Origin of the sequence: Arthrobacter sp. 24S4-2 (assembly GCF_005280255.1) — a bacterium.
In the GTDB taxonomy this organism is placed as follows: Bacteria; Actinomycetota; Actinomycetes; order Actinomycetales; family Micrococcaceae; genus Arthrobacter.
The window spans coordinates 2,912,352-2,936,401 of the sequence record NZ_CP040018.1 but is presented as its reverse complement, the minus strand read 5'-3'; the positions used below and the strand labels follow the sequence as shown (position 1 = coordinate 2,936,401).

22 protein-coding genes and 1 pseudogene are annotated in these 24,050 nt (G+C 65.9%); 11 read left to right on the top strand and 12 right to left on the bottom strand.

What is annotated here, in order from left to right; translation table 11 throughout:
• Nucleotide 1: 1 nt before the first annotated feature.
• The 6 genes from FCN77_RS13500 to FCN77_RS13470 all read right to left on the bottom strand — a co-directional run bounded on the left by FCN77_RS13500 (nucleotide 2) and on the right by FCN77_RS13470 (nucleotide 6,781).
• Entirely contained in the window at nucleotides 2–685 is a 684-nt protein-coding gene (locus tag FCN77_RS13500; protein WP_137322679.1) for a hypothetical protein, read from the bottom strand.
• Nucleotides 686–1,034: 349 nt separating this feature from the next.
• Nucleotides 1,035–1,904, bottom strand: coding sequence for a universal stress protein (locus FCN77_RS13490; protein WP_137322678.1), 870 nt, complete (start codon nucleotides 1,902–1,904; stop codon nucleotides 1,035–1,037).
• A 375-nt stretch (nucleotides 1,905–2,279) separates the two neighbouring features.
• The gene (locus FCN77_RS13485; RefSeq protein ID WP_137322677.1) at nucleotides 2,280–3,611 is read right to left on the bottom strand and encodes an erythromycin esterase family protein; all 1,332 of its coding nucleotides are present in this window, start codon (nucleotides 3,609–3,611) and stop codon (nucleotides 2,280–2,282) included.
• On the bottom strand, nucleotides 3,608–4,990 hold the full coding sequence (locus FCN77_RS13480) for an MBL fold metallo-hydrolase RNA specificity domain-containing protein (protein WP_137322676.1): 1,383 nt from the start codon (nucleotides 4,988–4,990) through the stop codon (nucleotides 3,608–3,610). Before FCN77_RS13480 ends, FCN77_RS13485 begins: the two co-directional genes overlap by 4 nt.
• A 220-nt stretch (nucleotides 4,991–5,210) precedes the next feature.
• Nucleotides 5,211–5,642 carry a VOC family protein gene (locus tag FCN77_RS13475; RefSeq protein ID WP_137322675.1) on the bottom strand — a complete coding sequence of 144 codons (432 nt, stop codon included), beginning with the start codon at nucleotides 5,640–5,642 and terminating at the stop codon, nucleotides 5,211–5,213.
• Between the two features lie 143 nt (nucleotides 5,643–5,785).
• Nucleotides 5,786–6,781, bottom strand: coding sequence for a LysR family transcriptional regulator (locus FCN77_RS13470; protein WP_175417438.1), 996 nt, complete (start codon nucleotides 6,779–6,781; stop codon nucleotides 5,786–5,788).
• Nucleotides 6,782–6,900: 119 nt separating this feature from the next.
• Between FCN77_RS13470 and FCN77_RS13465 the strand changes: the two genes are divergently transcribed.
• From FCN77_RS13465 to FCN77_RS13420, 10 genes and pseudogenes are all read left to right on the top strand, one after another.
• On the top strand, nucleotides 6,901–7,779 hold the full coding sequence (locus FCN77_RS13465) for a xanthine dehydrogenase family protein subunit M (RefSeq protein ID WP_137322673.1): 879 nt from the start codon (nucleotides 6,901–6,903) through the stop codon (nucleotides 7,777–7,779).
• Between the two features lie 5 nt (nucleotides 7,780–7,784).
• Complete coding sequence (locus FCN77_RS13460; RefSeq protein WP_137322672.1) at nucleotides 7,785–8,336, top strand: (2Fe-2S)-binding protein; 552 nt, start codon at nucleotides 7,785–7,787, stop codon at nucleotides 8,334–8,336.
• The gene (locus FCN77_RS13455; protein ID WP_137322671.1) at nucleotides 8,333–10,726 is read left to right on the top strand and encodes an aerobic carbon-monoxide dehydrogenase large subunit; all 2,394 of its coding nucleotides are present in this window, start codon (nucleotides 8,333–8,335) and stop codon (nucleotides 10,724–10,726) included. Before FCN77_RS13460 ends, FCN77_RS13455 begins: the two co-directional genes overlap by 4 nt.
• Nucleotide 10,727: 1 nt before the next feature.
• Entirely contained in the window at nucleotides 10,728–11,633 is a 906-nt protein-coding gene (locus FCN77_RS13450) for an XdhC family protein (RefSeq protein WP_137322670.1), read from the top strand.
• On the top strand, nucleotides 11,617–12,285 hold the full coding sequence (locus FCN77_RS13445; RefSeq protein ID WP_137322669.1) for an NTP transferase domain-containing protein: 669 nt from the start codon (nucleotides 11,617–11,619) through the stop codon (nucleotides 12,283–12,285). The genes FCN77_RS13450 and FCN77_RS13445 overlap by 17 nt, the downstream gene beginning before the upstream one ends.
• The gene (locus FCN77_RS13440; protein ID WP_137322668.1) at nucleotides 12,282–13,205 is read left to right on the top strand and encodes a MoxR family ATPase; all 924 of its coding nucleotides are present in this window, start codon (nucleotides 12,282–12,284) and stop codon (nucleotides 13,203–13,205) included. Before FCN77_RS13445 ends, FCN77_RS13440 begins: the two co-directional genes overlap by 4 nt.
• Nucleotides 13,198–14,439, top strand: a complete 1,242-nt coding sequence (locus FCN77_RS13435) for a VWA domain-containing protein (protein ID WP_137322667.1) — start codon at nucleotides 13,198–13,200, stop codon at nucleotides 14,437–14,439. The genes FCN77_RS13440 and FCN77_RS13435 overlap by 8 nt, the downstream gene beginning before the upstream one ends.
• Nucleotides 14,440–14,459: 20 nt before the next feature.
• On the top strand, nucleotides 14,460–15,197 hold the full coding sequence (locus FCN77_RS13430; protein ID WP_137322666.1) for an SRPBCC family protein: 738 nt from the start codon (nucleotides 14,460–14,462) through the stop codon (nucleotides 15,195–15,197).
• Between the two features lie 24 nt (nucleotides 15,198–15,221).
• On the top strand, nucleotides 15,222–16,424 hold the full coding sequence (locus FCN77_RS13425; RefSeq protein ID WP_137322665.1) for an XdhC/CoxI family protein: 1,203 nt from the start codon (nucleotides 15,222–15,224) through the stop codon (nucleotides 16,422–16,424).
• 226 nt (nucleotides 16,425–16,650) lie between these two features.
• Nucleotides 16,651–17,270: pseudogene (locus tag FCN77_RS13420) on the top strand (L-threonylcarbamoyladenylate synthase).
• Between the two features lie 27 nt (nucleotides 17,271–17,297).
• Here FCN77_RS13420 and FCN77_RS13415 read toward each other — a convergent pair.
• The 6 genes from FCN77_RS13415 to ligD all read right to left on the bottom strand — a co-directional run bounded on the left by FCN77_RS13415 (nucleotide 17,298) and on the right by ligD (nucleotide 21,960).
• Nucleotides 17,298–17,693, bottom strand: coding sequence for a DUF1801 domain-containing protein (locus FCN77_RS13415; protein ID WP_137322663.1), 396 nt, complete (start codon nucleotides 17,691–17,693; stop codon nucleotides 17,298–17,300).
• An 80-nt stretch (nucleotides 17,694–17,773) separates the two neighbouring features.
• Nucleotides 17,774–18,823 carry a sulfate/molybdate ABC transporter ATP-binding protein gene (locus FCN77_RS13410; RefSeq protein WP_137322662.1) on the bottom strand — a complete coding sequence of 350 codons (1,050 nt, stop codon included), beginning with the start codon at nucleotides 18,821–18,823 and terminating at the stop codon, nucleotides 17,774–17,776.
• The gene (locus tag FCN77_RS13405; protein ID WP_137322661.1) at nucleotides 18,820–19,644 is read right to left on the bottom strand and encodes an ABC transporter permease; all 825 of its coding nucleotides are present in this window, start codon (nucleotides 19,642–19,644) and stop codon (nucleotides 18,820–18,822) included. Before FCN77_RS13405 ends, FCN77_RS13410 begins: the two co-directional genes overlap by 4 nt.
• Nucleotides 19,645–19,648: 4 nt before the next feature.
• Entirely contained in the window at nucleotides 19,649–20,458 is an 810-nt protein-coding gene (modA, locus tag FCN77_RS13400) for a molybdate ABC transporter substrate-binding protein (protein ID WP_137322660.1), read from the bottom strand.
• Nucleotides 20,455–20,865: a molybdopterin-binding protein gene (locus FCN77_RS13395; protein WP_137322659.1), complete on the bottom strand. Its 411-nt coding sequence runs from the start codon at nucleotides 20,863–20,865 to the stop codon at nucleotides 20,455–20,457. Before FCN77_RS13395 ends, modA begins: the two co-directional genes overlap by 4 nt.
• 72 nt (nucleotides 20,866–20,937) lie before the next feature.
• Nucleotides 20,938–21,960: a non-homologous end-joining DNA ligase gene (gene ligD / locus FCN77_RS13390; RefSeq protein ID WP_137322658.1), complete on the bottom strand. Its 1,023-nt coding sequence runs from the start codon at nucleotides 21,958–21,960 to the stop codon at nucleotides 20,938–20,940.
• A 160-nt stretch (nucleotides 21,961–22,120) separates the two neighbouring features.
• On the opposite strand from ligD, the gene FCN77_RS13385 reads away from it, so the two are divergent.
• On the top strand, nucleotides 22,121–24,049 hold the full coding sequence (locus FCN77_RS13385) for an alpha-amylase family glycosyl hydrolase (protein ID WP_137322657.1): 1,929 nt from the start codon (nucleotides 22,121–22,123) through the stop codon (nucleotides 24,047–24,049).
• Nucleotide 24,050 lies beyond the last annotated feature (1 nt).

Below are 24,050 nucleotides of genomic sequence, written 5' to 3'. Positions count from 1 at the left end.
CTCAGTGCTGCGGGATGTCGTTGGCCTGTCCGGCGTCGAGCACTGGTGCCACCTTTCCTTCCAGTGCCGCAATGGTCGCCTGCGGCAGGACGATCAGGCCCTCCAGCTCCCGGCGTGCCCTCTTATAGGCCGTCTGCCGTTCCGCCGGAGTTGCCGCTTCGTCTTCGGCGATCCGCAGCAGCTTCCGTGCCCTCGCCAGGCGTTCGCGTTCCGGTCCGGAGAAGTTGCGGTCCTTGATGCGCTGCGCCTCCCGCTCGGCGACGTCGAAGGCGATCTGGAAACTGTTCACGGCTACCCGGTACTCGTCCATCCGCGCCTTGCTGGTGATGTCCGCCGGCGCAGCCGGCCGGAGTCCGTCCGCTTCCCTTTTGGCGCGCAGGAAGGCGACAGTAAGTGGTTCGCGGACGTCAGTCATGACGGGGTAGTCAATGAGCTTGCCGACGTCCAGTTCGTAGTCCAGCCAGCGTTTGTTGATGTCCGAATGCGTGGCCATCAGCAGCTGGACCTCCGCCGCGGTTGCCTCTTCAGCGCGGACGGCCTGGTGCTTGAGTTTGTACAGCTCCACCTTGCGCCGGTGCCGGCGCTCACTGGCTTTCGACAAAGCGCGCAACCACCCTCCGGCCATCCCGCTGAGGGGGAACACCAACCACCAGTAGTGGGCGAAGAAATCCATGAGGGGCTGCACGTTTCAATCCTCGCATCGCGTGCAGCCTGCCTCAAGGGGATTCCGGCGCCGTTCCGGAGCCTACAGAGCGGGGACCTTCTCGGCTGCCGTCCCGGAGCATCGGGTGGGCGGCGTCGCCCAAAAGCACCATCCGGCCAGCGATCCAGTTTTGGATAGGGTCGCGGTCGTTCATGGGACAGCGGATGCCGGTTGGGATGTTCCTGGGTGCGTCCTGGACGGGCGGAACACAGTCCCACCCAAGTGGATTTTAGCGCTTCAAGGGCAGCACTGAAGTACGGCAATTGGTCCCGGACCCAAATAGGACCCCCTCCGCGGAAGGGGCCTATTCGTGTCCACCGGATGGTGTCTGCTATTCCTCGTGCGTGACCTTGTGCACCCTGGTGACCACGGTGGGGCACGGAACGCGCAGCAGGACCGCGTGAGCCGTGGAGCCGAGCAGGAGCCTGCTGAATCCCCCGCGTCCGCGGCTGCCGATGACCAGAAGCCGCGCGTTCGCGGCGGCCTCCACGAGGGCCTTGGCCGGATCGGTGTCTTTGTCGAGCCGCTGATTCACTACTAAGTCCGGGTACTTGTCCCGCAGCCCGGCGACCGATTCGGCGAGTACGATCTTGTCCTCTTCCTCAATGACTTCAGCCAGGCCGCTGGCAGGCATCCCGCTCTGGACCCAGCGGGCGGGGCGCCGGAAAGCCAGCAGGGCAGTCAGCTCGTCCCCTTCGCGGTCAGCTTCTGCCGCGGCGAAAGCAACGGCCTGCAGGGACTCTTCCGAGCCGTCAACGCCGACCACAACGCCGAGCCCCTGCGGCGCCTGATCTTGCGGAATAACTGCCACCGGGCTGTCCGACGCGGTAACGACCTGAAGAGCCCGGTCCGTCATGGGCCCTCCGTCGGCCCAATGGCGGTGGTGCGATCCGATGACCACCATTGAAGCCTCAAGGGACATTGCCTTGAGGGCGGACCCGGCGCTGCCGTGCCGCAACTGCACGTCGACGGTAACATCGGGTTCCTTCTTGGCGGCATCTTCCTGCACCTGCCTCAGCAGCTCCATGCCGGATTCCCTGATCAGTTCGTGATACTGGAAGTCCGGTGACATCCAGCGGTCGTCCACCGCATGGACGGCGATGACCGGAAGCTTGAGCTTGGCCGCCCGGTGAAGCGACCAAGACATTGCGGCCTCACTGCCGGTGGAGCCGTTGATGCCGACGACGATTGGTTTGCTCATTCTGAATCCTGCTCTTCTCCACGCGTTTTCGGATCAGCACGCCGATGGCCGCTGACACCTTTTAGTGTGCTCCGGGGGCAGAGGCGGAGGTTAGGGCCTTAAGCCCCTCACCCGGCGCCGTGCCGGCGTAGCGTCGGGCCCACGGACGACAACCGGCCGGGCATAGCCACCCCTGAACGGCCAAGGCGTTCCTCTTGCGGTGGTTCCTGTGGCCAGGCCGCGAGCCCTGCAACCCGCCGTCGCGGTGTCGGGAGCCTTGCTGCTGCTATGTTCGATCGGACGGGCTCAATGGACGAACAACGCCGGGCATCGGCTGCGGACGGCGAGCGCTTAGCTACGCCGCCGGTAGGCAACGTAAGCCCGTCAAGTGGTATGTCAGAAGCCGGTGGGTTCCGTTTCGAACTCCGGCTCGCGCGGCGGAGCCTCGTGATGGAGCGGACGCAGCGCCGAGGTCTGTTCCAGCCAGATCAGGGCGTCGTAGCGCCCTCCCATCCGGGTCGGAACGTAGTTTCCGTATTCGCTGGCCGGCTGGTAGACAACTCCGATGGCCCGGTGCCCCAGCCAGGCTGACAGCCAGGGCCCGGACCTGTCCTTGCCGAATTCCAACAACGCCGGAGCTCCTAGGGCCCGGTGCAACAGGTCCTCGTGAGTGCCGACACGGGCTTCCGGCATCGGCAGGACCCGCTCGGGGGATCCCCACGAGTCCGCGGCGATCACGGTTCCCCGGTGTGATCCGAAACCGATCAGAGTCACGCCCTCAGCCCCGTGGCGCTCCCGGAGCAGCTGGCCAACGTTCACGAGGCCGTCCCGTGCCATGTCGGTGGCCCGCGCGTCGCCCACATGGGTGTTGTGTTCCCAGATGATGCCCTTGGAGCCGGGGCCCAGGTGTTCGCTCAAGCGGTCAACCGTGTCCGCCATGTGATGGTCCCGGATGTTCCAGGACTCGCGGTTCCCCCGCACCATGATGCGGTAATAGAGCTCGGCGTTTGCGGCAACCATGGCGTTCTGCACCGCGTCGAATGCCTCGTCGCTTTCAGTGCGCGGTTCGTGGTCGCGAGGAGCAAGTGCCCGGTTGCGCACCTCGGACAGCAGCGCCACCACATCCGCTTCGCACGATTCAGGGACCAGCCGGGTGCGCCAGGCGTACTCGTGCGGGTCCTCGTGATGCGGAAGGAAACATTGCCATGCCCGCATGGCCGCTGGAACGGCATCGGGCTCGTTTTCCCGGAGCCAGCCGATGATCTCCCGCAGGGAGTCCCAGAGCGAGTAGACGTCCAACCCGTAGAAGCCCACGCGTTCCTCCGTGGAGCGCTCCAGGTTCCAACCGCGCAACCAATCGAGGAATCCGGCCACCTCCTCGTTGGCCCACATCCAGGTGGGCCAACGCCCGAACCCGGCGAGCATGGCGTGGACCCCCGTGTCCTGCCCGCTTTGTCCCCGGACCCAGCGGTTGATCCGCCAGCAGTCCGGCCAGTCGCCTTCCACTCCGATCCAGCTGTAGCCCTGTTCCTCGATCAGCCGCATGCTCAGCCGGGAACGCGCGGTGTAGTACTCGTGGGTGCCGTGGGACGCTTCACCGATGGCCACGAAGCGGCCTGCTCCCGCCCTGTGGACCAGCCCGTCAAGGTTCCCGAATCCGCTGAGGGGCCGGGCCAGGGAGCGGATCTCGTCCAGCATGCTGAGGACGGCACGGTGTCCGGTGTTCATCGAGGATCCTCAATTGAGATGCTTTCAAGGTGTTCGGGAACACGCACCCGCCAGCCGAGTTCCCGCTTAATCCGGGCCCGGAGGGCATCGGACGCATCCGGTTCCCCATGGGTGATGTATGTCATCCGGGGTTCCCGCTCGGCCGCCTTCATCCATTCGATGAGCCCGTCGGAGTCCGCATGGGCGGAAAGACTTTCCATCTGGATCACTTCGGCTCGGATGCGGACGTCCTCCCCATAGATGCGGAGCTGCCGCTGGCCGGCGGCGAGCGCGGCACCGCGGGTTCCGCCCGCTTGGTAGCCGCTAAGGATGATGGCGTTCTTCGGATCGGATCCGTATGCGGCAATGTGGTGCAGAATCCGGCCGCCGGTTAGCATGCCGCTGGCCGAAATGATCACCATGGGCCCGCCGCGGAGGTTGAGCAACTTCGAATCGTCCACCGTCCGGGTCATCTTGGCCACTTTGTACATGTCCTCGTACTCGCGCTGCTTCAGCCGGTGTTCATCTGGGTGTCGCTGGTACATCCCGGATGCATCAATGGCCATGGGGCTGTTCAGGTACACGGGGATGTCCGGAATCGCGTTTTTGCTGCGGAGGCGGGAAAGATGCAGCATCAGTGTCTCCGCCCGCCCCACGGCGAACGCGGCGATCATGATCACGCCGTTATTCTTCGCCACACGTGAGATGATCTCGCCCAGCTGCAGCGCCGGATCCAGGCTCGAGTGCTTGCGGTTTCCGTAGGTGGATTCGGTGACGAGAATGTCAGCGGCACCAAGTCCCCGGGGCGGAAACATCAAGGGATCGTCGTTGCGGCCGAGGTCGCCTGTGAAGTGCACGGAATGTTGTCCCACGTCCAGCCGGATCTGGGCAGCGCCCAGTATGTGGCCGGCCGGAATGAATGTGCCGGTGATACCCCCTCCCAAATTGAGCGGGGTGTCGAAGCCCTGTTCCCGGAAACTGTCGAGCGATCTGACCGCGTCTGCGGCAGTGTAGAGCGGAATCGGCGGGGTGTGCCTCGACATTCCACTTTCGTGGGCGTATTTGGCTTCCTCCTCCTGGAGGTGCCCACTGTCCGGGAGCAACAGGGTGCATAGCTCGGTGGTTCCGTCTGTGGCATACACAGGCCCGCCGAAGCCGTCGCGGACCAGGGCCGGGACATAGCCGGTGTGGTCCAAGTGGGCGTGGGTCAGCAGGACCGCGTCAATGGAGTGCGGAGGGACGGGGAAAGGGATCCGGTTGCGGTCGCGGAGGATCTTGTAGCCCTGGAAGAGCCCGCAATCCACGAGGATGCGTTTCCCGCCTGCTTCAACCAGGTACCTGGAACCCGTAACACTGTCCGTGGCTCCGAGGAAGCGTAGGCGTGGGTGTCCGTCTTTCATGATGCCCCTGTCCCTGTTGCCGTCCGGAAGCGGGCTGTGTCAGGGCGACGGCAGGCGTGTGAACGGCAACGCGCTGGAATGCGCATTCGCGATGTAAGCACTAGCTTCCGCTTGTTCCGGCCGCCCCCGTAGGGTCGAAAGTCACGGCTGCCCGCAGCTTGCAAAGGAGGATCCGTTCAACGCCTACTCCATCGCCAGGAAGTAGGCGCTGAACGGTCCCTTACGGCTGGGCTTCCTGCTGCTGGGCTCCGGCGATATTCACCAGCCACGCTACCCCGAAGCCGTCGGTGCACATGCCGAAGGTGTCGCCCCAGGGGGCCCGTTCCAGCGGCACAGTCACGGTCCCGCTGCCGGACAGCTTCTCCCAGAACCCCCGGAGTTCGCCCTCATCCTCGCCGCTAAGGGACACGGAGTAGTTGTCGCCGGGCGTGTAGCTCATGCTGTTCGGTGTATCGGCACCCATAAGCACCAGGCCGGAGTCCGTGGTGAGCATGCCGTGCATGATCTTTTCCTTCTCCGCAGGGTCCTCACTGGCTTGGAATTCGCCGAATGTGCTGAGCGCCAGTTCGCCGCCAAAAACCGTCTGGTAGAAGGTCATGGCCTCCCGCGCGTTGTCCTTGAAGCCCAGGTAGGGATTGAGTCTGGTGGTCATATTCAGCTGTCCTCTCGTGCAGGTCGGCGCCCGGCTCCGCCCTGGATCCGGGCGCGTCGAGCTTTGAACACTTCATATGTTGCCCCAGTCCTACGTGACTGCATAGGGGCGGTGTGAGCCAGTGCGTCACTGTCGGCTATACATCAAATGCGCGACGCGCCACCGCTCCAGAGAGCCACGTGAACCTTGGAACCCCGTCGTTCGAGCCCGCGCGAGCCGCCCGGGGCAACCATCGCGGCAGTTGCATCCGACGTGGTGACGAAGCGCTGCAATGCCCGCGCCTTCGAAGTTGTCCGGCCGTGGTCCAGTATGCTGGCCCACCACAGGCCGGACACCGGGGTTCCGACCACGGGTACACGCGCAAGGACTCCGGTTTGGAGTTCCGCCCGCACGATGTGGCCCAAAGCAAGAGTCAGGCCCTCCCCCGCCCTGACTGCAGCGAGCGCGTCGGTTTCGCTGCTGAGCCGGATCACTTCGGGCGCCACGCCCATCGAAGCCAGCCACCGTCCCTCATCCGTCCCCGCCTGGATGCCGGAGGGCCCGGCGAACCACGGGCGGTCCAGCAGCCGGGCCAGCGGCACCGGCCCGTGCAGCCCGGCGAGGGGATGCGACGCAGCCACCACAAAGACACGCTGGTACCGGAGGAAGGGGATCATCTCCAGTCCGGCGTCGGCACTTGTACCGGCGGGCTGGGCCGGTCGGGCTCCAAGGGCTATGTCATAGGCGCGGTCGAGGAGCAGCGACGCTATGTCGGCAGCGGACTCCACCACGACGTCGACGGAGGCGCCCGGGACCCGTTTGGTGAAGAGGTCAAGCAACCGTCCTGCCGCATGTTCAGCGAACGGAGCCGTTGCGACGATCCTCAGCAGCCCCGCGTCTGTGGTTGCGTGGGAGACTTCCCACCGGGCCTGGTCAGCCAGGCCGATGATTTCCTGGGCATAGTCCGCCAGCGCCCGGCCGCCCGGCGTCAGGGAAATGCCTCCGGCAGCACGGACAAACAGGGGGTCGCCGAGGTCCCGCCGGAGTGCAGCCAGGGCCGAGGACACTGCGGGCTCACTGACGGCCAGAGCCGCCGCGGCAGCGTGAAGCGACCCCAGTCTGGCCACAAGCGCGAAGGCCCGCAGCTGGCTCAAAGTCATCGACACGGCTTCATAACCTTTCGCTTATGACGATATTGACACTCCCCACTGGCCGGGGCAAGACTGACCTCAAAACGGCGCCTCGCAGCTTTCTGGCGCCATGGAGTGAGGTAGGCAAAATGCAGATTCCGGCTCCTTTCGACTACGTGCGGGCCAGCACCGTGGACGATGCTCTTGAACTTCTCGCACGGCACGGCCCCGAGTCGCGGGTGGTCGCCGGCGGGCACAGCCTGCTGCCCATGATGAAACTCCGCCTGGCCCGGCCAGAATGGCTGATCGACATCAACGACCTGGTCGAACTCGACTTCATCCTCCTCGACGGGGACCAGCTGCGGGTTGGCGCGCTGGTGCGCCACACGGCCCTCCTGGAATCAGCCGACGTGGCCCGCCTTTTTCCCATCATCACGGACGCCGAAGCAGTCATCGCGGATCCGGTGGTGCGCAACCGCGGGACCATAGGCGGTTCCCTGTGCCAGGCGGACCCGGCCGAGGACCTTTCCACGGTCTGCGATGTGCTCCGGGCTGTGGCGGTTCTCCGCGGCCCCAGGGGCGAACGCCTCGTTGACATGAATGAATTCCACCGGGGTCCTTATGAGACAGCGGTGGCCCCGGACGAGTTGCTGTGCGAAGTCCGATTTCCCGTTCGTCCACACTCCGGAAGCGCCTACGAAAAGGTGGATCGCAGGGTTGGAGACTGGGCCGTCGCCGCAGCCGGGGCGGCCATCTCGCTGGCCGACGACGGTGGCATCGGTGCCGCTGCCATCGGCCTCACGGCCCTGGGCCTCGACGGAACCGTCGCGGAGGCCGAAGCCGCGCTCCTTGGACAGCAGCCCCGCGAAGAGCTGTTCGTCGAGGCCGGCCGACTCGCAGCCATTGCGTGTGATCCCGTTGCGGACCAGCGCGGACAGATCGACTACAAGCGGCATCTGGCCGACGAGCTCACCCGCAGGGTCCTGCGGCAGGCATGCGCCCGGGCCGTCGGAACACAGGAAGGTTGAGCTCCATGCAGGTCAGCATGACCATGAACGGAAACGAAGTAGTCTCCGACATCGAACCGCGCGTGCTGCTGGTTCATTACATCCGCGAGGTCCTGGGCCTTACGGGCACCCACTGGGGGTGCGACACCACGAACTGCGGAACGTGCGTGGTCCTGATGGACGGCCAGCCTGTGAAATCATGCACCGTGCTCGCAGTAATGGCAGCCGGGCACGACATCCGCACCGTCGAAGGACTCGCCGCAGGAGGCACGCTCGATCCCGTCCAACAGGGGTTCATGGAGGAACACGGGCTGCAGTGTGGCTTCTGCACCCCCGGCATGATGCTCACGGCCCGAGCCTTGCTGGACAAGAACCCGCATCCGGACGAAACCGAAATCCGGAAGGCCATTTCGGGGCAAATCTGTCGTTGCACCGGCTATGCCACGATCGTCCGCTCAGTGCAGTGGGCGGCCGCCCACCCCGCCGGGGTGGCAGCTGACGCTGCAGCAGCGGGGGAGGTCATCGACAGCACGGACACCGTGCTTCCGGACATCGCAAACACAGAGGTGAAGGCATGACCGTCATCCACGATCGGCCCAGCAACCCGGCGGCCGGCGACGCCGACCGCCCGATCGGGTACGGGCGCATCCAGCGCAAGGAAGACCCTCGGTTCGTCCGTGGGAAGGGCCACTACATCGACGACATCGTGCTGCCCGGCATGCTGCACGGTGCCATCCTTCGCGCCCCCGTGGCCCACGCACGGATGGTCTCGATCGACACCGCCAAGGCGCTGGCCCACCCGAAAGTGCTCGCCGTGATCACCGGCAAAGACCTGGTGGCGCTAAACCTCGCCTGGGCCCCGACGCTGTCCGCAGATGTACAGGCAGTGCTCGTTACTGACAAAGTGCGCTTTCAGGGGCAAGAGGTCGCTTTCGTCGTCGCGGAGGACCGCTACGCCGCCCGCGACGCTTTGGAACTGATCGACGTCGAATATGACGTGCTGCCCCCGGTCATCGACGCGCGCAAAGCCCTGGATCCGGACGCCCCGGTGATCCGGGATGACCTCAAGGGACGGACGGACAACCGGATTTTCGACTGGGAGATGGGCGATGAGGCGGAAACCGAGGCGGTCTTCGCCGCAGCCGACGTCGTAGTGGCACAGGAGATCGTCTACCCCCGTGTCCACCCGGCACCCATGGAGACCTGCGGCGCCGTCGCGGACTTTGATGCCGTCTCCGGAAAGCTGACCCTCTACGAGACAACCCAGGCGCCCCACGCGCACCGGACACTGTATGCGATCGTCGCCGGCATCCCCGAACACAAGATTCGTATCGTCTCCCCCGATATCGGCGGCGGGTTCGGCAACAAGGTGGGCATCTATCCCGGCTACATTCTCGCCGTCGTCGGCTCGATCGTCACCGGAAAGCCGGTGAAGTGGGTGGAGGACCGCTCCGAGAACCTGATGTCGACGTCGTTCGCCCGGGACTACATCATGCAGGGCGAGATCGCCGCCACCAAAGAAGGCAAGATCCTTGCCGTGCGGACTTCCGTGCTGGCGGACCACGGCGCGTTCAACGCCACCGCACAGCCCTCCAAGAACCCTGCCGGCTTCTTCTCGATCTTCACCGGCAGCTACGACCTGGAGGCCGCGTATTGCAAGGTCAGGGGCGTTTACACCAACAAGGCTCCCGGCGGAGTCGCGTACGCCTGCTCGTTCCGCGTCACGGAGGCTGTCTATCTGGTGGAGCGGTTGGTGGACATCCTGGCCCGGAAACTGGCCATGGACCCGGCGGAACTCCGGCTGAAGAACTTCATCAAGCCGGAGCAGTTCCCCTACGCGAACAAGACCGGCTGGGTCTATGACTCCGGCAACTACGAGCCCGCCATGCGACTGTCCATGAAGATGGCCGGCTACGAGGAGCTTCGGCGGGAACAGGCCGAAAAACGCGAACGCGGCGAGCTCATGGGCATCGGAGTCGCTTTCTTCACCGAAACTGTCGGCGCCGGCCCCCGCAAGCACTTCGACATTGTGGGCCTGGGCATGGCCGACGGGGCCGAACTGCGGGTCCACCCGACCGGCAAGGCCGTGGTGCGGCTCTCCGTCCAGAGCCAGGGACAGGGCCACGAGACCACCTTCGCGCAGATTGTTGCAGAAGAGCTCGGCATTCCGCCGGAGGACATCGACGTCGTCCACGGCGACACGGACCAGACCCCGTTCGGCCTGGGCACGTACGGCAGCAGGTCCACGCCGGTAAGCGGCGGCGCCGTCGCCCTCGTCGCGCGCAAGGTGCGCGAAAAGGCGAAGTTCATCGCCGCCGCCATGCTCGAAACCCGCCCGGAGGACCTGGAATGGGAGAAGGGACGCTGGTTCGTCAAGGGGGATCCCAGCGTGGGGAAGACCATAGCGGAGATCGCCATGGGCGCCCACGGCACTGTGGCGCTGCCCGAGGGAATCGACGGCAACCTCGACGCCGAGGTCACCTACGATCCTCCCAACCTGACGTTCCCCTTCGGCGCCTACATCTGTGTGGTGGACATAGATCCGGGAACGGGCCACGTCAAGGTGCGGCGCTTCATCGCGGTGGATGACTGCGGAACCCGGATCAACCCGATGATCATCGAAGGCCAGGTGCACGGAGGCCTGACTGACGGCGTCGGCATGGCGCTCATGGAAATCATCGAGTTCGACGAGGCGGGCAACTGCCTCGGCGGGTCGTTCATGGACTACCTGATCCCGACGGCAATGGAAGTCCCCGACTGGGAGACCGGCTTCACGGTAACGCCATCGCCGCACCACCCCATCGGCGCCAAGGGCATTGGGGAGTCCGCCACGGTCGGCTCGCCACCGGCCATCGTGAACGCCATCGTCGACGCCCTGGCACCGTACGGGGTGGTCCACATGGACATGCCGTGCACGCCGGCCCGGGTCTGGGAGGCCATGCAGGGCCGGCCTAGGCCTCCGATCTGACATGCAAGCCATGGCAGAATCCCTCACCGCGAGGGCAACGGAACTCACCACCCTGCGCAAGCCGTTCGTCCGCGCCACGGTGGTACGGGCACAGCGGCCCACGAGTGCCCATGCCGGCGACACCGCCCTGATCCTTTCAAACGGTGAAATGGACGGGTTCGTGGGCGGAAACTGCGTCGAAGCCTCGGTGCGGGAATACAGCCTGAAGGCGCTCTCGGCCCAGGAGCCGCTACTGCTGCGCGTTGTACCTGGCGAGCCGTCGCACCGGAGCGAGGAAGGTGCCGTCGAGGTCTCGAATCCCTGCCTCAGCGGAGGCGCGATCGAAATCTTCCTGGAGCCGCACATCCCGGCACCGCGGGTCCTGGTGGTCGGCACCACCCCGGTGGCCCAGGCGTTGGCATCCCTCGGCGCCGGAATCGGCCTGCAGATGGAACTGACGGATGGCCAGGCTGCGGATCCGCGCCCGGACGACGCCGCCCTGATTGTCGCCTCGCACGGCAGAGAGGAAGAAGGCGCCCTCGAAGTGGCCCTGCGTGCCGGAGTGCCGTATGTAGCGCTGGTTGCAAGCGAGGTGCGGGGCACCGCGGTTCTGGCCTCCCTGGATGTGGACGACGCCCAGCGCGCACGTGTCTTCAGCCCGGCCGGCCTGAACTTGGGAGCGCGCACGCCCGGCGAGATCGCGTTGTCCATCCTCGCGCAGCTCATCGCTGAACGCGCCAAGGGTCGGCACGCAGTTCGTGCCGACAGCGAGCCTGCGACTGCCATTGACCCCGTGTGCGGCATGACAGTGGCCGCCGTGGAGGCAACGCTTCACTTGGATCACGGCGGCACCACTGTCTACTTTTGTTCCCGGGGATGCTACGAGTCGTTCCGCAAAGATCCGGAGCGTTATGCCGGCACCCGCTGAGGCCCAGCCTCGTCAAGCCCGCAGCCCTGACCCCCTAACACCTGGCCCCCGGGCCAAGAAACTCCGGATCGCCGGGCTGGTCCTGGCCGCGGGCGGGTCCCGCCGAATGGGCCGTCCCAAGCAGCTCCTTCCCTATGGGGACGGGGTGCTGCTTGACGTCGTGCTGTCCACCGCGCGGGCCTGCCGTTTCGCCCAGCTGGTGTTGGCGCTGGGTGGCTCGAGCGAAGAGGTGCTGAAGAGTGTGAACACCTCCGGCTGCGACGTCGCCGTCAATCCGGACTTCAGCACGGGGTGTGCGTCCTCGATAGCCGCTGCCCTCCCGGCGCTTCATCCGGAGACCGACGTAGTGGTGCTTTTGCTCGGCGACCAGCCCGGTGTCATGGCCGGGAGTGTGCAAAGGCTGTTGGCTGGCCGCCGCACAGCGGAAATTGCGGTCTGCCGCTACGACAACGGCATCGGCCATCCGTTCGCATTCGCCCGGTCCGCCCTGCCGGCGCTCGCCGGACTGCGCGGCGACAAGGCGGTGTGGAAGTTACTGGAGGAGCGTGCGGCGGAGGTGACCGAGGTAGCCGTGCCCGGCCCTATTCCGCTGGACATCAACACCGACGCGGACTATGAACGGGTGCTGGACGCGCTCCGGGGCGCACAATGAGCAACGCGGCGCGCAGCGGCGCCGAAGAAGAAGTTCGGCGGTTGGTTCCGGATGTTCCCTCCCTGATGGCCGCACTGGACGACGGCGACTACCTCGCCGACGTCGGACTGGCGACGGCGCTATACCTGGCTGTGCGTTTGCCCCAGCCGATCCTGCTCGAAGGCGAAGCGGGGGTGGGCAAGACGGAGGCCGCGAAGGCGCTGGCCCGAGCGCTGGACACTCCCCTGTTCCGGCTGCAGTGCTACGAGGGGATCGACGCCGGTGAAGCGCTCTACGAATGGAACCATCAGCGCCAACTGCTCGGCATCCGGCTCGCTGAGGTCCGCGATGCTGCTCTGAACGAGGCGGACCTTTTCGGTCCGCAGTACCTTCTACGGCGGCCACTGCTCCAGGCCATTGAGCATCCCGGACCGCGCCCTGCCGTGCTGCTGCTGGACGAAATCGACAGGGCTGATGCCGAGTTCGAGGCGTTCACATTCCAACTTCTGGCAGAAGCCGCGGTGACCATCCCGGAACTCGGCACCATCCAGGCTACGCATCCCCCCGTCGTGGTGCTGACGTCCAACCGGACCCGGGATCTGCACGATGCCCTCACACGCCGATGCCTGTACCACTGGATCGACTATCCGACACCCACGCGGATCGCCGAGATCGTACGGCGCCGCGTCCCGGAAAGCGCCGGCCCCCTGGCCCTGGAGGCGGCGTCCGCCATCACGAAATTGCGCTCGCTGGACATGGCCAAGCCGCCCGGCATTGCCGAGGCCATTGATTGGGTAGCCGCCTTGACTGTGCTCGGAATCACCCACATCGACGCGCCCACCGTGGAGACGACGTGGGGTTCGATCGTCAAGAACCGGGACGACATGGAGCTTGTGGGATCCCGCGGGGCGGCCTGGCTGGTTGGGGACAGCCATGGCTGACTCCACCGCCGCCGTCGGCACTTCGGGCGTGGAGGCCGCTTCCCTGGCCGCCGGCCTCATCACAGCCCTGCGCCGTGCCGGCCTTTCAAGTTCCCCTGACCGCGCCGTCCGGCTGGCTGAGGCTCTTCGCCTTGTCCCGCCTATCGCCCGCGAACCGCTGTACTGGACGTGCCGCGTGGTGCTGGTGTCCTCGCGGGAACAGTTGCCGGTCTTCGACGCCGTGTTCGCCGCCGTGTTTGAGGGCCGGCTTGATCCAGCCGACAGCCGGGGCGAATCCAACGCACCGCCGGCAATCGGCTCCGAGGCACGGGTCCGCCCGTCCCCGCCGACCCGTCTGCCGGGTGCGCCGGACACTCTCCACCGGCCCTCCCCGGCTGCTCCGGTTCCCGGCAGGGACGGCCCTGGCGACCGCCTCGGTCCTGAGCGAGACGCCATCCTTGCCATGGCATCGGCCGAGGAACGGCTGCACGAGACGTCCTTCGCGGATCTCTCGCCCGACGAAGTGGTCCAGGTACGCCGGCTCGTGCGCGAGATAGTGCTCTCGACGCCGGCACGCCTGAGCCGCAGGACCCGCAAGGCTGCGCACAGCAGCGCACGGCTGGACATCCGGCGCACCGTTCGGGCAGCCCAGCGGACCGGCTCCGACACCACGAGGCTCGTCTACGCCCATCGCCTGCCCCGTCAGCGTCAACTGGTACTGCTGTGCGACGTTTCCGGGTCCATGGAGCCCTACACGAGGGTGTTCCTGTCGCTGCTGCAGAGCGCTGTGGCCGGAGCCCGGGCGGAGGCGTTCGTATTCTCCACCCGCCTGACGCGGCTGACGCGGCAACTGGCAGGGCGGAATCCCGACCAGGCACTGGCCCTCGCCGCGGCAACCGCAACTGACTGGGCGGGAGGGACGCGAATCGCGGAGAGCCTACGGAGATTCGTTGACGCGCACGGCCGCCGCGGCCTCGCCAAGGGTGCGGTGGTGGTCGTGTTCTCCGACGGCTGGGCACAGGACGATCCGGACCTGGTGGCCGCGCAAATGGCACGCCTGAAGCGGCTGGCATACAGGATTGTCTGGGTTAATCCGAGGAAGGTGGCCGTGAACTACCAGCCGCTGGTGGGCGGCATGGCGGCGGCGCTCCCCTACTGCGATGCCTTTGTCAGCGGCCACAGCTATGCGGCCCTGGCGGAATTGGCGGCCGCGGTCAGGGCCGGACGCGGGACAACCGGACGCGGGACAATATAGGAGAGGGAGAGGAACAGCTAATGCAAATAGACAGCGCTTTTTCAGTAGTCGCACCAATCGACAAAGTCTGGGACACCCTCATGGACTTCGAGCGCGTGGCTGGCTGCGTTCCCGGGGCGCAGATCTTGAACAAGCTTTCCGACGACGCCTACCAGGTTGGGATGAAAGTGAAGCTGGGACCGGTGTCCATGCAGTACAAGGGGCAAATGACTGTCGTTGAGCGGAACGTCGAAGAACACCGCGCCGTATTCCAGGGCCGGGCGCAGGAAACCCGCGGCCAGGGTATGGCCGAAGCCACCGTGACTTTGCGCCTGGCTGAGGCGGAGGGTTCTACGCGTGGAACCGTCAGTGCCGATCTGGCGCTGTCCGGGAAGGCCGCCGCAATGGGGAAGAGCATCATTGGCGGTGTCACCGAGCAAATGATGGCGCTGTTCGCGGCTAACCTGCAGACAATGCTGGCGGAACCTGCCGGGGAGGCAGCGCCCGAGGCCGTGCCCGAGGCCGTGCCCGACGCCGTGCCCGACGCCGTGCAGGACGCACCGCCGGCACCTGTTCCGGCGGTATCCGCGCCGGTGCCGCCGTCTGGGCCGTCGTCAGGTTCGCTGCCCGACAACAGCCTCAACGCACTTTCCCTGGCCAAGGGAATGGTTACCGATCAGCTCAGCAGCCCGGGCAAACTCGTTGGGCTGCTGGCCGCTGTGGCCTTTTGTGCATATCGGCTGGGCCGCCGGGCCGGGCTACGCTTGGGCCGGCGCTAAGCCGGCGTTGGAGGATAGAGGAAAATGCGCGACGTTCTCGCCGCTATGATGCCGGGTTGGCTACAAGGCGGCACCGCCGGTCTGGCTACCGTTGTGCGGACGTTCCGGTCCGCTCCGAGGCCCCCGGGCGCGTCCATGCTGGTCACAGCCACCGGCGAAGTCTTCGGCTCGGTCTCAGGCGGCTGCGTCGAGGGTGCCGTGTACGAGCTCGCCACACAGGTGAAGGCTGACCGGCAGCCGGTTTTGGTGAGCTACGGCATCAGCGACGACGACGCCTTCTCCGTCGGTTTGACCTGCGGCGGCACTATCGAGGTATTTGTAGAGCCAATATCGCAGCAAACCTTCGCGGAACTGGACCGGGTCCGTGAGGATATTGAGGCCTCCCGCCCGGTGGGAGTTGCCACCGTGATTGAGCACCCGGATCCCGGCTGGCTGGGTCGCCACCTCGTGGTCCGGCCCGACGGATTCGAAGGTGAGTTGGGCTCGGACCGGGCCAATCAGGCCGTCGGCGACGACACCCAGGGCCTCCTGGCAGCTGGACGGAACTCCGTCCTGACATACGGCCCGGACGGGGAGCGCCTCGATGCGGGCATGTCCGTCTTCTTCGCCAGCTACTCGCCGCGGCCAAGGATGCTGGTCTTCGGAGCCATCGACTTCGCCGCGGCACTGGCACGGTTGGGCACCTTTCTGGGCTATTACGTCACTGTTTGTGACGCCCGCGCGGTGTTTGCCACGCCGGCGAGGTTCCCCGACGCCGCGGAGGTGGTCCGCGCGTGGCCGCACAATTATCTCTCCGAGCAGCTCGCCAGGGGGCTCGTGGACGAACGAACCGTGATTTGCGTCCTGACCCACGACCCCAAATTCGATGTCCCCGTGCTTGAGGCGGCGCTTCGAGGCCGTCCGGTCGCGTACATCGGCGCAATGGGCTCCCGGCGCACGCACAACGACCGGATGGCACGGCTTCGCGCCGCGGGCCTGAGCGAAGAGCAACTGCTGAACCTGCACAGCCCCGTCGGCCTGGACTTGGGGGCACGCACTCCCGAGGAAACGGCCGTCTCGATCGGGGCCGAGATCATCGCACTGCAATGGGGTGGCAGCGGTGAGCCGCTGGGGTCCCGCGCGGAGCGGATCCATCACGACGAGATGCCCGAGCAGGCCCCTGACACGGCAGCGGCTGCGCCACAAGCGGATCAGCAAGTGGCCCAGTCCGAGGCGACTAACGCTTGATTGAAGGCGAAGTCCTGCGTTTTAGCATCACGGCAGCTTTGTCCGCGGCCACGGCCTGCTGCGCCTTCCGGGCCGGGAGTAAATCTCCGATGGTCGTGCGTGTGAACTATGCCCGTCATGTTCGCGTCTCTGGCAGCATAATCGCCGTCGGGCACAACACGCACAGGCCACGCTGACAAGGGCCGCCCTCCGTGCGGAAATCAACGCAGGGCCATAAGCTCAAGGCATGGCAAGATACTTTGACGTGCACCCAGAGGACCCCAGCCCCGAGCGATCGGCCAGATAGTCGAGCTGATCCGGTCCGGCGGCCTCATCGCCTATCCCACGGACTCGTGTTATGCCCTTGGTGCGCAGCTGGGCAACAGGGACGCCCTGGACCGCATCCGTGCCATCCGCCAACTCGACAGCAAACATCACTTCACCCTGGTGTGCAAGGATTTTGCCCAGCTGGGCCAGTTCGTCCAGATCGATAACGACGTGTTCCGCAGCATCAAGGCCGTCACTCCGGGCAGCTACACGTTCATCCTCCCCGCCACGAAGGAGGTGCCCAAGCGTCTGCTGCACCCGAAGAAGAAGACCGTGGGCGTCCGCATCCCGGACAACGCCGTGGTGCAAGCGCTACTGGCCGAGCTGGGCGAGCCGTTGCTCTCCAGCACCCTGCTCCTTCCTGATGAGGAGCAACCGCTCACGCACGGCTGGGAAATAAAGGAACGGCTGGACCACGTGGTGGACGCCGTAGTCGATTCCGGCGATTGCGGCGCGGAGCCGACGACGGTCATCGACTTCTCGGGCGGGTCGGCCGAAGTGGTGCGGCGCGGAATGGGCGATCCGTCCCGGTTCGAATAGGAACGCACCGGGCAGTAACCCCCGGGGCTACAGGCCGCCTTTGATTTTCCGCCAGCCGCCCGCACGGTTGTTGGCGATGATCGCCTGGAACATTTCGCCGAGGGCTGCTTCGTTCACGGCCTCACCCTCGTGGAAGGTGACGGTGCGGGCCGTTTTGTTGTTGTGACCCGCAGTGATGATGTTGTGCGGATCCGGGACGATGCCGCCGTCGTACAGGAAAACATTGACGTGATCCTTTGCCGCGAGGAGGGCGCAGATATTGCCGTCCAGGACGAAGTACGGCTGCACTGTGCGTTTGATGGCTTCCGCGACGTAGGGATCGGCGGCGTGGACAAGGTCCCGGACCTGTTGGCAGATGGCCTGTTGCCATCCGGGGAGCGACCCGATGTAGTGGTCCACCCGCGCGTCTTTGCTGTAGTCCATGCCACTACATTCGCAGATTAAGCCTCGGAGCGGCGCGGCTGAAGTTTCCGGCGGGCCCGTTCAGGCTGCCGGGACTCCGGCTAGGCCGGGTATACGGCGATGGCGGCTGCTTTGATGACGAAGTAGACAGTCATTCCGGGGGTGAGGCCGAGGTCGGCTGACGCGGCCGGCGTGATGTCGGCGGAGAGGCCGCCGGCATGAACGCGGATCTGGTCGCCGCGCGGCTCAAGGTCCGTGATTCGCACGTGGAATGAGTTTCGCGGACTGCCGTGCTCTTGGGTGAGGAACACGGACACTGCCGACGGCGGGAAGACCGCGACGCCGTCCTGTCCGGCTTCAATGGTGTCGTCGCGGTGACCCGCGACGACCATTCCTTCGGCGGTGGTGACGCCGGCCTCGCTGACGGTGCCGGCCACAAGGTTGAGCCCGGCCAGGCCGGCGGCGAAGCGGCTGCGTGGTTTCTCGAGGACTTCGCGGGTGGGTCCTGCCTCGCTGATCCGGCCGTCTTCGAGAACAATCACCCTGTCAGCGAGCATGAGCGCGTCCAGGATGTCGTGGGTGATGATGATGGCCCGGCGGCCGGCGAGGACGCGTTTGAGGAGCCGGCGGAGCAGCGGAGCAGCATGGATGTCCAGGGCGGCCATGGGCTCGTCGAGCAGCAGCAGCTCGGGATCCGCGGCCAGGGCGCGGGCAACGGCAACCCGCTGGGCCTGTCCGCCGGAGAGTTGTCCGGGACGCCGGGAGGCGAGGTCCCCGGCATCGACTTCGGCGAGCCAGTGCATTGCTGTTTCCCGGGCCGCCGCGGGGGAAGCGCCGGCGCTTCGGGGACCGAACGCAACGTTGTCCAGGGCGTTGAGGTGCGGAAAGAGGAGGGCATCCTGGGCCAGCAGGACCGTGCCCCGGGTGTGCGGTGCCCTCCAAACGTTCTTGTCCCCTGCCAGATCGAAGAGGACCTTTTCGCCGATTACGGCTTTGCCGGTATCGGGGCGCAGCAGGCCGGAGATGATCGCGAAGAGTGTTGATTTGCCCGCGCCGTTCGGCCCGAGGATGGCGATGGTCTCGGCCGGCCCGAGGCTGAGGGACACCTCGAAGTTCCGTGCGGCGAGGGTGGCGTCCAGAAGGAAGGTCACTTTGATGCCCTTTCCGGTGCTGCGCCGTTGTGGGGGCGCCGGTAGGACAGTCCGACGACGGCAACTGCCACGGCGACCAGCACGAGGGAGAGCGCGACGGCGGCGTCGGCGTCTGTTTCGCGTTGCAGGTAGATCTCCAGCGGAAGGGTGCGGGTTACGCCTTGCAGGCTGCCGGCGAACGTCAGGGTGGCACCGAATTCGCCGAGGCTTCGAGCGAAGGAAAGGACGGCTCCCGAGGCCAGGCCGGGCAGGACGAGCGGGATGGTGACGCGGCGCAGCACGGTGCTAGGGCGCGCCCCGAGCGTGGCGGCGACTGCCTCGTACTTGTTGCCGGCGGTGCGGAGCGCACCTTCGAGGCTGACGACCAGGAACGGCAGTGCGACGAAAGTCTGGGCGAGGACGACGGCGGTGGTGGAGAAAGCGATTTGGATTCCGGCCAGTTCGAGGTTCTTGCCCAGGAGGCCCTGGCGTCCGAAGGTGTAGAGCAGCGCGATGCCTCCCACCACGGGAGGCAAGACCAGGGGCAGCAGGACGAAGGCCCTGAGCAGCCGCTGGCCCGGGAACGGGCTTCGGGCCAGGACGAGGGCCAGCGGCACGCCGAGGCCGATGCAGAGGGCGGTGCTGGCTGCGGATGTGCGCATGCTCAGCCCCAGCGCTGTGAGGGAGGAATCGGAGGTGATCAGCGGGATGAACTGCGTCCAGTTGACCTTGGCCACCATGGCCACCAGTGGCAGCAGGACGAACAGTGCGCCTGCTGCCGCGATGGCGTAGATCCATGGCGGGATGCCGGTGTAGCCGGAGCCGCTGCGTCGGTTCACCATGTCGTTAGGGGGCGCCGAATCCGGCGTCGTTCAGCACTTTCCTGCCCTCCCTGCCGGTGACCATGGCGATGAAGGCGGCGGCCAGATCCTTGTTCTTGCTGGTGCCGACGGTTGCGATCGGGTAGGTGTTAACCGCCCTGTCCGATTCGGCGAAGGGGATGCCCTTGACCTTGTCGCCTGCTGTCTTCACGTCAGTGACATAGACCAGCCCGGCGTCGGCTTCACCGGAAGTGACCTTGCCCAGCACATCGGTGACCGAGGGTTCTTCGCTGACCGGGACCAGGGTGGTGCCGGTGGCCCTTTCGACGGTGTCGGTCGCGGCGCCACAGGGGACCTGGGGGGCGCACACGACCACCTTCACGCCCGGCTTAGCCAGGTCGGCAAAGGAGCTGATCGAGGCCGGGTTGGACGGCGGGACGGCGATCTCCAGGACGTTCGTGGCGAAGTTGCTGGCGGTCGCGTCGATCAGTTTCGCGGCGCTGAGCTTGGTCATGTTCTTAGTGTCGGCGGACGCGAAGACGTCGGCCGGGGCGCCCTGGGTGATCTGCGTGACCAGGTCGGAGGAGCCTGCGAAGTTCAGGGTGATTTTGGTGCCGGGGTTCTTGGCCTCAAAGTCGCTGGCCAGCTTGGTGAAGGTCGCCTTCAAGGAAGCAGCGGCGAAGACAGTGATGGCGCCGGCAAGTTTGGGCGACCCGCTGGCCCCGGCGCCGGGAGTGGCGGAGCTTCCGGGAGTGCCGGAGGCGCAGCCGGCCAGCGCGGCGCTCAGCGCACCGGCGACCAGCAGCGCGGTGATGCGTGTGCGGGTGATGCTCATATGATGCTCTTCCCCCGGGGTGTTTCGATGATGACGGTGGTGGCTTTGACGACGGCGGTGGCGACGGATCCGAGCTCCAGGCCCAGCTCACGGACCGCTTCGCTGCTCATCAGCGACACGACGCGGAAGGGCCCGCACTGCAGCTCGACCTGTGCCATGACCTTGTCCGCGGTGATGCCGGTGACGAGCCCGACGAACCGGTTGCGGGCCGAGCGGCCCACGCTGGTGGGGTCCTCGGGGAGCTGGGCCTGGTCCCGGGCGAGGTGGGCCAGTTCGAGCCCTTCGACGGCCAACCGGCCGGAGCCATCCTTGACCGGAGTCAGCATCCCGTTCTCGGTCCAGCGCCGGACGGTGTCGTCACTGACCCCGAGGAATCGTGCTGCTTCTGAGACGCGAATTTTCGGCATGGCTTCATAATCTCCTATTTGCGGTGATTATGGGTATTTTGTACCGCAAATCAGAATGTGACGAGCCTTTTGTCAGTCCGTCTTGCGCGCACGGCTGGGCTGCACCCGCGGAGGTTCGCCCGGCATCTTCGGATAATCCGGCGGGAACGGCAGTTCCCCCAGTCCCGCGGCGACGTCGCGCTCCCACCACTCGAGCAGCACGTCGATCTTGCCCGGTTTCGCGTTCATGTCCGCCCAGGGGTCTCCGACCGTCCTCAGCCGCTCCGGGACGGTGAGGATGGTGAAATTCTTCGGGTCGGCGTTGCCCAGTTCGTCCCAGGTGATGGGGCAGGAAACTGGCGCGTGGGCCAGGGCCCGCGGACTGTAGGCACCGGCGATCGTGCGGTCCCGGTTGGCCTGATTGAAGTCAACAAAGACACGCTCGCCGCGTTCCTCCTTCCACCACGCCGTCGTGACGTTGTCCGGCATCCGTCGCTCGAGTTCACGGGCCGCGGCGATGACAGCGTGGCGGACGTCCAGGAACTCATGGGTGGGCTCCACCGGCGCATAGACGTGGAGACCGCGGTTCCCGGAGGTCTTGATGAACGTATCGAGGCCGGCTTCCGCGAGCACGTCCTTCAGTTCCAGGGCGGCGGGGATCGCGTCATCGAAGTCGGTTCCCGGCTGGGGGTCCAGGTCGATCCGCAGCTGGTCGGGGTTATCCGTATTTTCGGCCCGCGACGGCCACGGATGAAAGACCACCGTATTCATTTGCGCGCCCCAGACCGCGGCGGCCGGCTCGTCGAGGACCAGCATGGGATGCGAGCGCGCACTCGGGAAGACCACCTTCACCGAGCGGATGAAGTCCGGTGTGCCCTTCGGCGGGTTCTTGGAGAAGAACTGTTCGCCGTCGATGTTTTCCGAAAACCGCTGCAGCGCCACCGGCCGGTCGCCGTTGGCAGCGATGAAGGCCTCCCCCACCTCCGCCAGGTAACGCGCAAGGTCCAGCTTGGTCAGGCCGAGTTCCGGCCAGAGGACACGGCTGGGACTTGAGATCCGCATGTCTCGGGGGCCGTTGGGCCCGTCAACGGTGAGGGTGGTCGCTTCGCTCGCCATGGGGACAACCTACCCCGCCCGGTCCGCGGCGTCAGCAGTTGGCACCCTGAAAGGAAGAAACAACTTCCTTCCAGCTGGGCACGTCCCGGCCGGTCTGTAAGGATGTGAACTGACCGGACGCCCCACGGCGCCGGGAAATTCGTCTAAGGAGACCCGTTCCATGGCTGAAGCCGCAGGTGTGCACGAAGCGTCAAGGCAGCAGGCAATTAGCGCCTTGGACACCCGGGCGGACCTTCTGGCTGAAGGGCGGGACAGCTCCGGGTTCCGGCAGCGCTTCGACCGCCATTTCCCCGATCTCTACCGGCTCTTCCACGCCCTCTACGGATCACGCCCGGACTTCCAGGACCAGCTCACGGCCCTTGTTACGCAGATTGCCCGGTCCTGGAAGGAACGCCCCGCGGACCTCAAGGCAGTCGACGCCGAACGCGAGCACAACACCGGCTGGTTCCAGTCAAACGACATGCTGGGCGGAGTCTGTTATGTGGACCGCTACGCGGAGGACCTGGGAGGAGTGCGCGACCGGATCCCGTACTTCAGGGAGCTGGGCCTCACCTACCTGCACCTGATGCCGCTGTTCCTGGCCCCCGAGCCGCACTCCGATGGCGGCTACGCCGTCTCCAGCTACCGGGAGGTCAACCCAAAGTTGGGAACGATGGAACAGCTTCGTGAGCTGGCCGCTGAACTGCGGGCCAACGGGATCAGCCTCGTGGTCGACTTCATCTTCAACCACACCTCGGACGAACACGACTGGGCCCGTCGCGCTGCCGAAGGGGACCCGGAGTTCAGTGACTATTACTGGATCTACCCGGACCGGACCATGCCGGATGCCTTCGAGCGGGACGTGCGGGAGATCTTCCCCGATGATCACCCCGGTTCCTTCATCAAAATGCCGGACGGCCGGTGGGTCTGGGCCACGTTCCACACCTTCCAGTGGGACCTGAACTACTCCAACCCCTCTGTTTTCAGGGCCATGGCCGGCGAAATGCTCTTCCTGGCCAACCAGGGCGTGGACATCCTCCGCATGGATGCTGTCGCCTTCGTCTGGAAGCAGCTGGGGACGCCGTGCGAGAACCTGGCGGAAGCCCACATCCTGCTGCAGGCCTTCAACGCCGTCTGCCGTCTCGCGGCGCCTTCGCTGCTGTTCAAATCCGAGGCCATCGTCCACCCCGACGAGGTGGCGCTCTACATCGATCCCGCAGAGTGCCAGATTTCCTACAACCCCCTGCAGATGGCGCTGATCTGGGAGGCCATGGCCACCCGCGACGTGTCGCTGCTGTCCCAGGCCCTTGAGCGCCGGCACAACATCCCGGACGGTACGTCCTGGGTGAACTATGTGCGAAGCCACGACGACATCGGCTGGACGTTCGCGGATGAGGACGCGGCGGAACTGGGAATCAATGGCTTCGACCACCGCCGCTTCCTGAATTCCTTCTACGTCAACCGCTTCCCGGGCAGCTTCGCCCGCGGCGTTCCCTTCCAGGACAACCCGCGGACCGGTGACTGCCGCATTTCCGGCACCACGGCGTCGCTCTGCGGCCTGGAGGACGGCACCGGCCAGGCAATCAACCGGATCCTGCTGGCCCATTCCGTAGCCTTCAGCACTGGCGGCATCCCGCTGCTCTACCTGGGCGACGAAGTGGGGCAACTCAACGACTACGGCTACCCGCTCGAGGAAGGCCATGGCGCGGACAGCCGGTGGGTGCACCGCCCCCGCTACCCTGCTGACCGGTACGGGAAGCGCCACGATCCGACGACGCCGGAAGGGGCTGTCTTTGAAGGCCTGCGGAAAATGATTTCCGCGCGGTCCGGAACGCCGGAATTTGCCGGTACCCGGCTCATCCACTTCAACACGAACAACCGGGCCGTCCTGGGCTACCAGCGACCCGGAGACGGAACCCAGATCCTGGTCCTGGCCAACTTCAGCGACGGACACCAGAGCGTCACCGCGCAGACGTTGTCTGGTTTCGCGGCCCAGGCCGTGGACATCCTGACGGGCGACCCCCTGGACCTTGGTGAAGGCGTCACCCTCCGGCCGCAGGAGTTTGTCTGGCTCAGGGTGGCACCGGCGGTGCACGCAGATCCGGCATGAT

What these genes read in the sequence shown, in the direction of transcription:
- FCN77_RS13490 (WP_137322678.1), bottom strand. Translation starts at nt 1,904, where the DNA reads ATGAGCAAACCAATCGTCGTCGGCATCAACGGCTCCACCGGCAGTGAG.
- FCN77_RS13485 (WP_137322677.1), bottom strand. Translation starts at nt 3,611, where the DNA reads ATGAACACCGGACACCGTGCCGTCCTCAGCATGCTGGACGAGATCCGC.
- FCN77_RS13480 (WP_137322676.1), bottom strand. Translation starts at nt 4,990, where the DNA reads ATGAAAGACGGACACCCACGCCTACGCTTCCTCGGAGCCACGGACAGT.
- FCN77_RS13475 (WP_137322675.1), bottom strand. Translation starts at nt 5,642, where the DNA reads ATGACCACCAGACTCAATCCCTACCTGGGCTTCAAGGACAACGCGCGG.
- FCN77_RS13470 (WP_175417438.1), bottom strand. Translation starts at nt 6,781, where the DNA reads ATGACTTTGAGCCAGCTGCGGGCCTTCGCGCTTGTGGCCAGACTGGGG.
- FCN77_RS13465 (WP_137322673.1), top strand. Translation starts at nt 6,901, where the DNA reads ATGCAGATTCCGGCTCCTTTCGACTACGTGCGGGCCAGCACCGTGGAC.
- FCN77_RS13460 (WP_137322672.1), top strand. Translation starts at nt 7,785, where the DNA reads ATGCAGGTCAGCATGACCATGAACGGAAACGAAGTAGTCTCCGACATC.
- FCN77_RS13455 (WP_137322671.1), top strand. Translation starts at nt 8,333, where the DNA reads ATGACCGTCATCCACGATCGGCCCAGCAACCCGGCGGCCGGCGACGCC.
- FCN77_RS13450 (WP_137322670.1), top strand. Translation starts at nt 10,728, where the DNA reads ATGCAAGCCATGGCAGAATCCCTCACCGCGAGGGCAACGGAACTCACC.
- FCN77_RS13445 (WP_137322669.1), top strand. Translation starts at nt 11,617, where the DNA reads ATGCCGGCACCCGCTGAGGCCCAGCCTCGTCAAGCCCGCAGCCCTGAC.
- FCN77_RS13440 (WP_137322668.1), top strand. Translation starts at nt 12,282, where the DNA reads ATGAGCAACGCGGCGCGCAGCGGCGCCGAAGAAGAAGTTCGGCGGTTG.
- FCN77_RS13435 (WP_137322667.1), top strand. Translation starts at nt 13,198, where the DNA reads ATGGCTGACTCCACCGCCGCCGTCGGCACTTCGGGCGTGGAGGCCGCT.
- FCN77_RS13430 (WP_137322666.1), top strand. Translation starts at nt 14,460, where the DNA reads ATGCAAATAGACAGCGCTTTTTCAGTAGTCGCACCAATCGACAAAGTC.
- FCN77_RS13425 (WP_137322665.1), top strand. Translation starts at nt 15,222, where the DNA reads ATGCGCGACGTTCTCGCCGCTATGATGCCGGGTTGGCTACAAGGCGGC.
- FCN77_RS13415 (WP_137322663.1), bottom strand. Translation starts at nt 17,693, where the DNA reads ATGGACTACAGCAAAGACGCGCGGGTGGACCACTACATCGGGTCGCTC.
- FCN77_RS13405 (WP_137322661.1), bottom strand. Translation starts at nt 19,644, where the DNA reads ATGGTGAACCGACGCAGCGGCTCCGGCTACACCGGCATCCCGCCATGG.
- modA (WP_137322660.1), bottom strand. Translation starts at nt 20,458, where the DNA reads ATGAGCATCACCCGCACACGCATCACCGCGCTGCTGGTCGCCGGTGCG.
- FCN77_RS13395 (WP_137322659.1), bottom strand. Translation starts at nt 20,865, where the DNA reads ATGCCGAAAATTCGCGTCTCAGAAGCAGCACGATTCCTCGGGGTCAGT.
- ligD (WP_137322658.1), bottom strand. Translation starts at nt 21,960, where the DNA reads ATGGCGAGCGAAGCGACCACCCTCACCGTTGACGGGCCCAACGGCCCC.
- FCN77_RS13385 (WP_137322657.1), top strand. Translation starts at nt 22,121, where the DNA reads ATGGCTGAAGCCGCAGGTGTGCACGAAGCGTCAAGGCAGCAGGCAATT.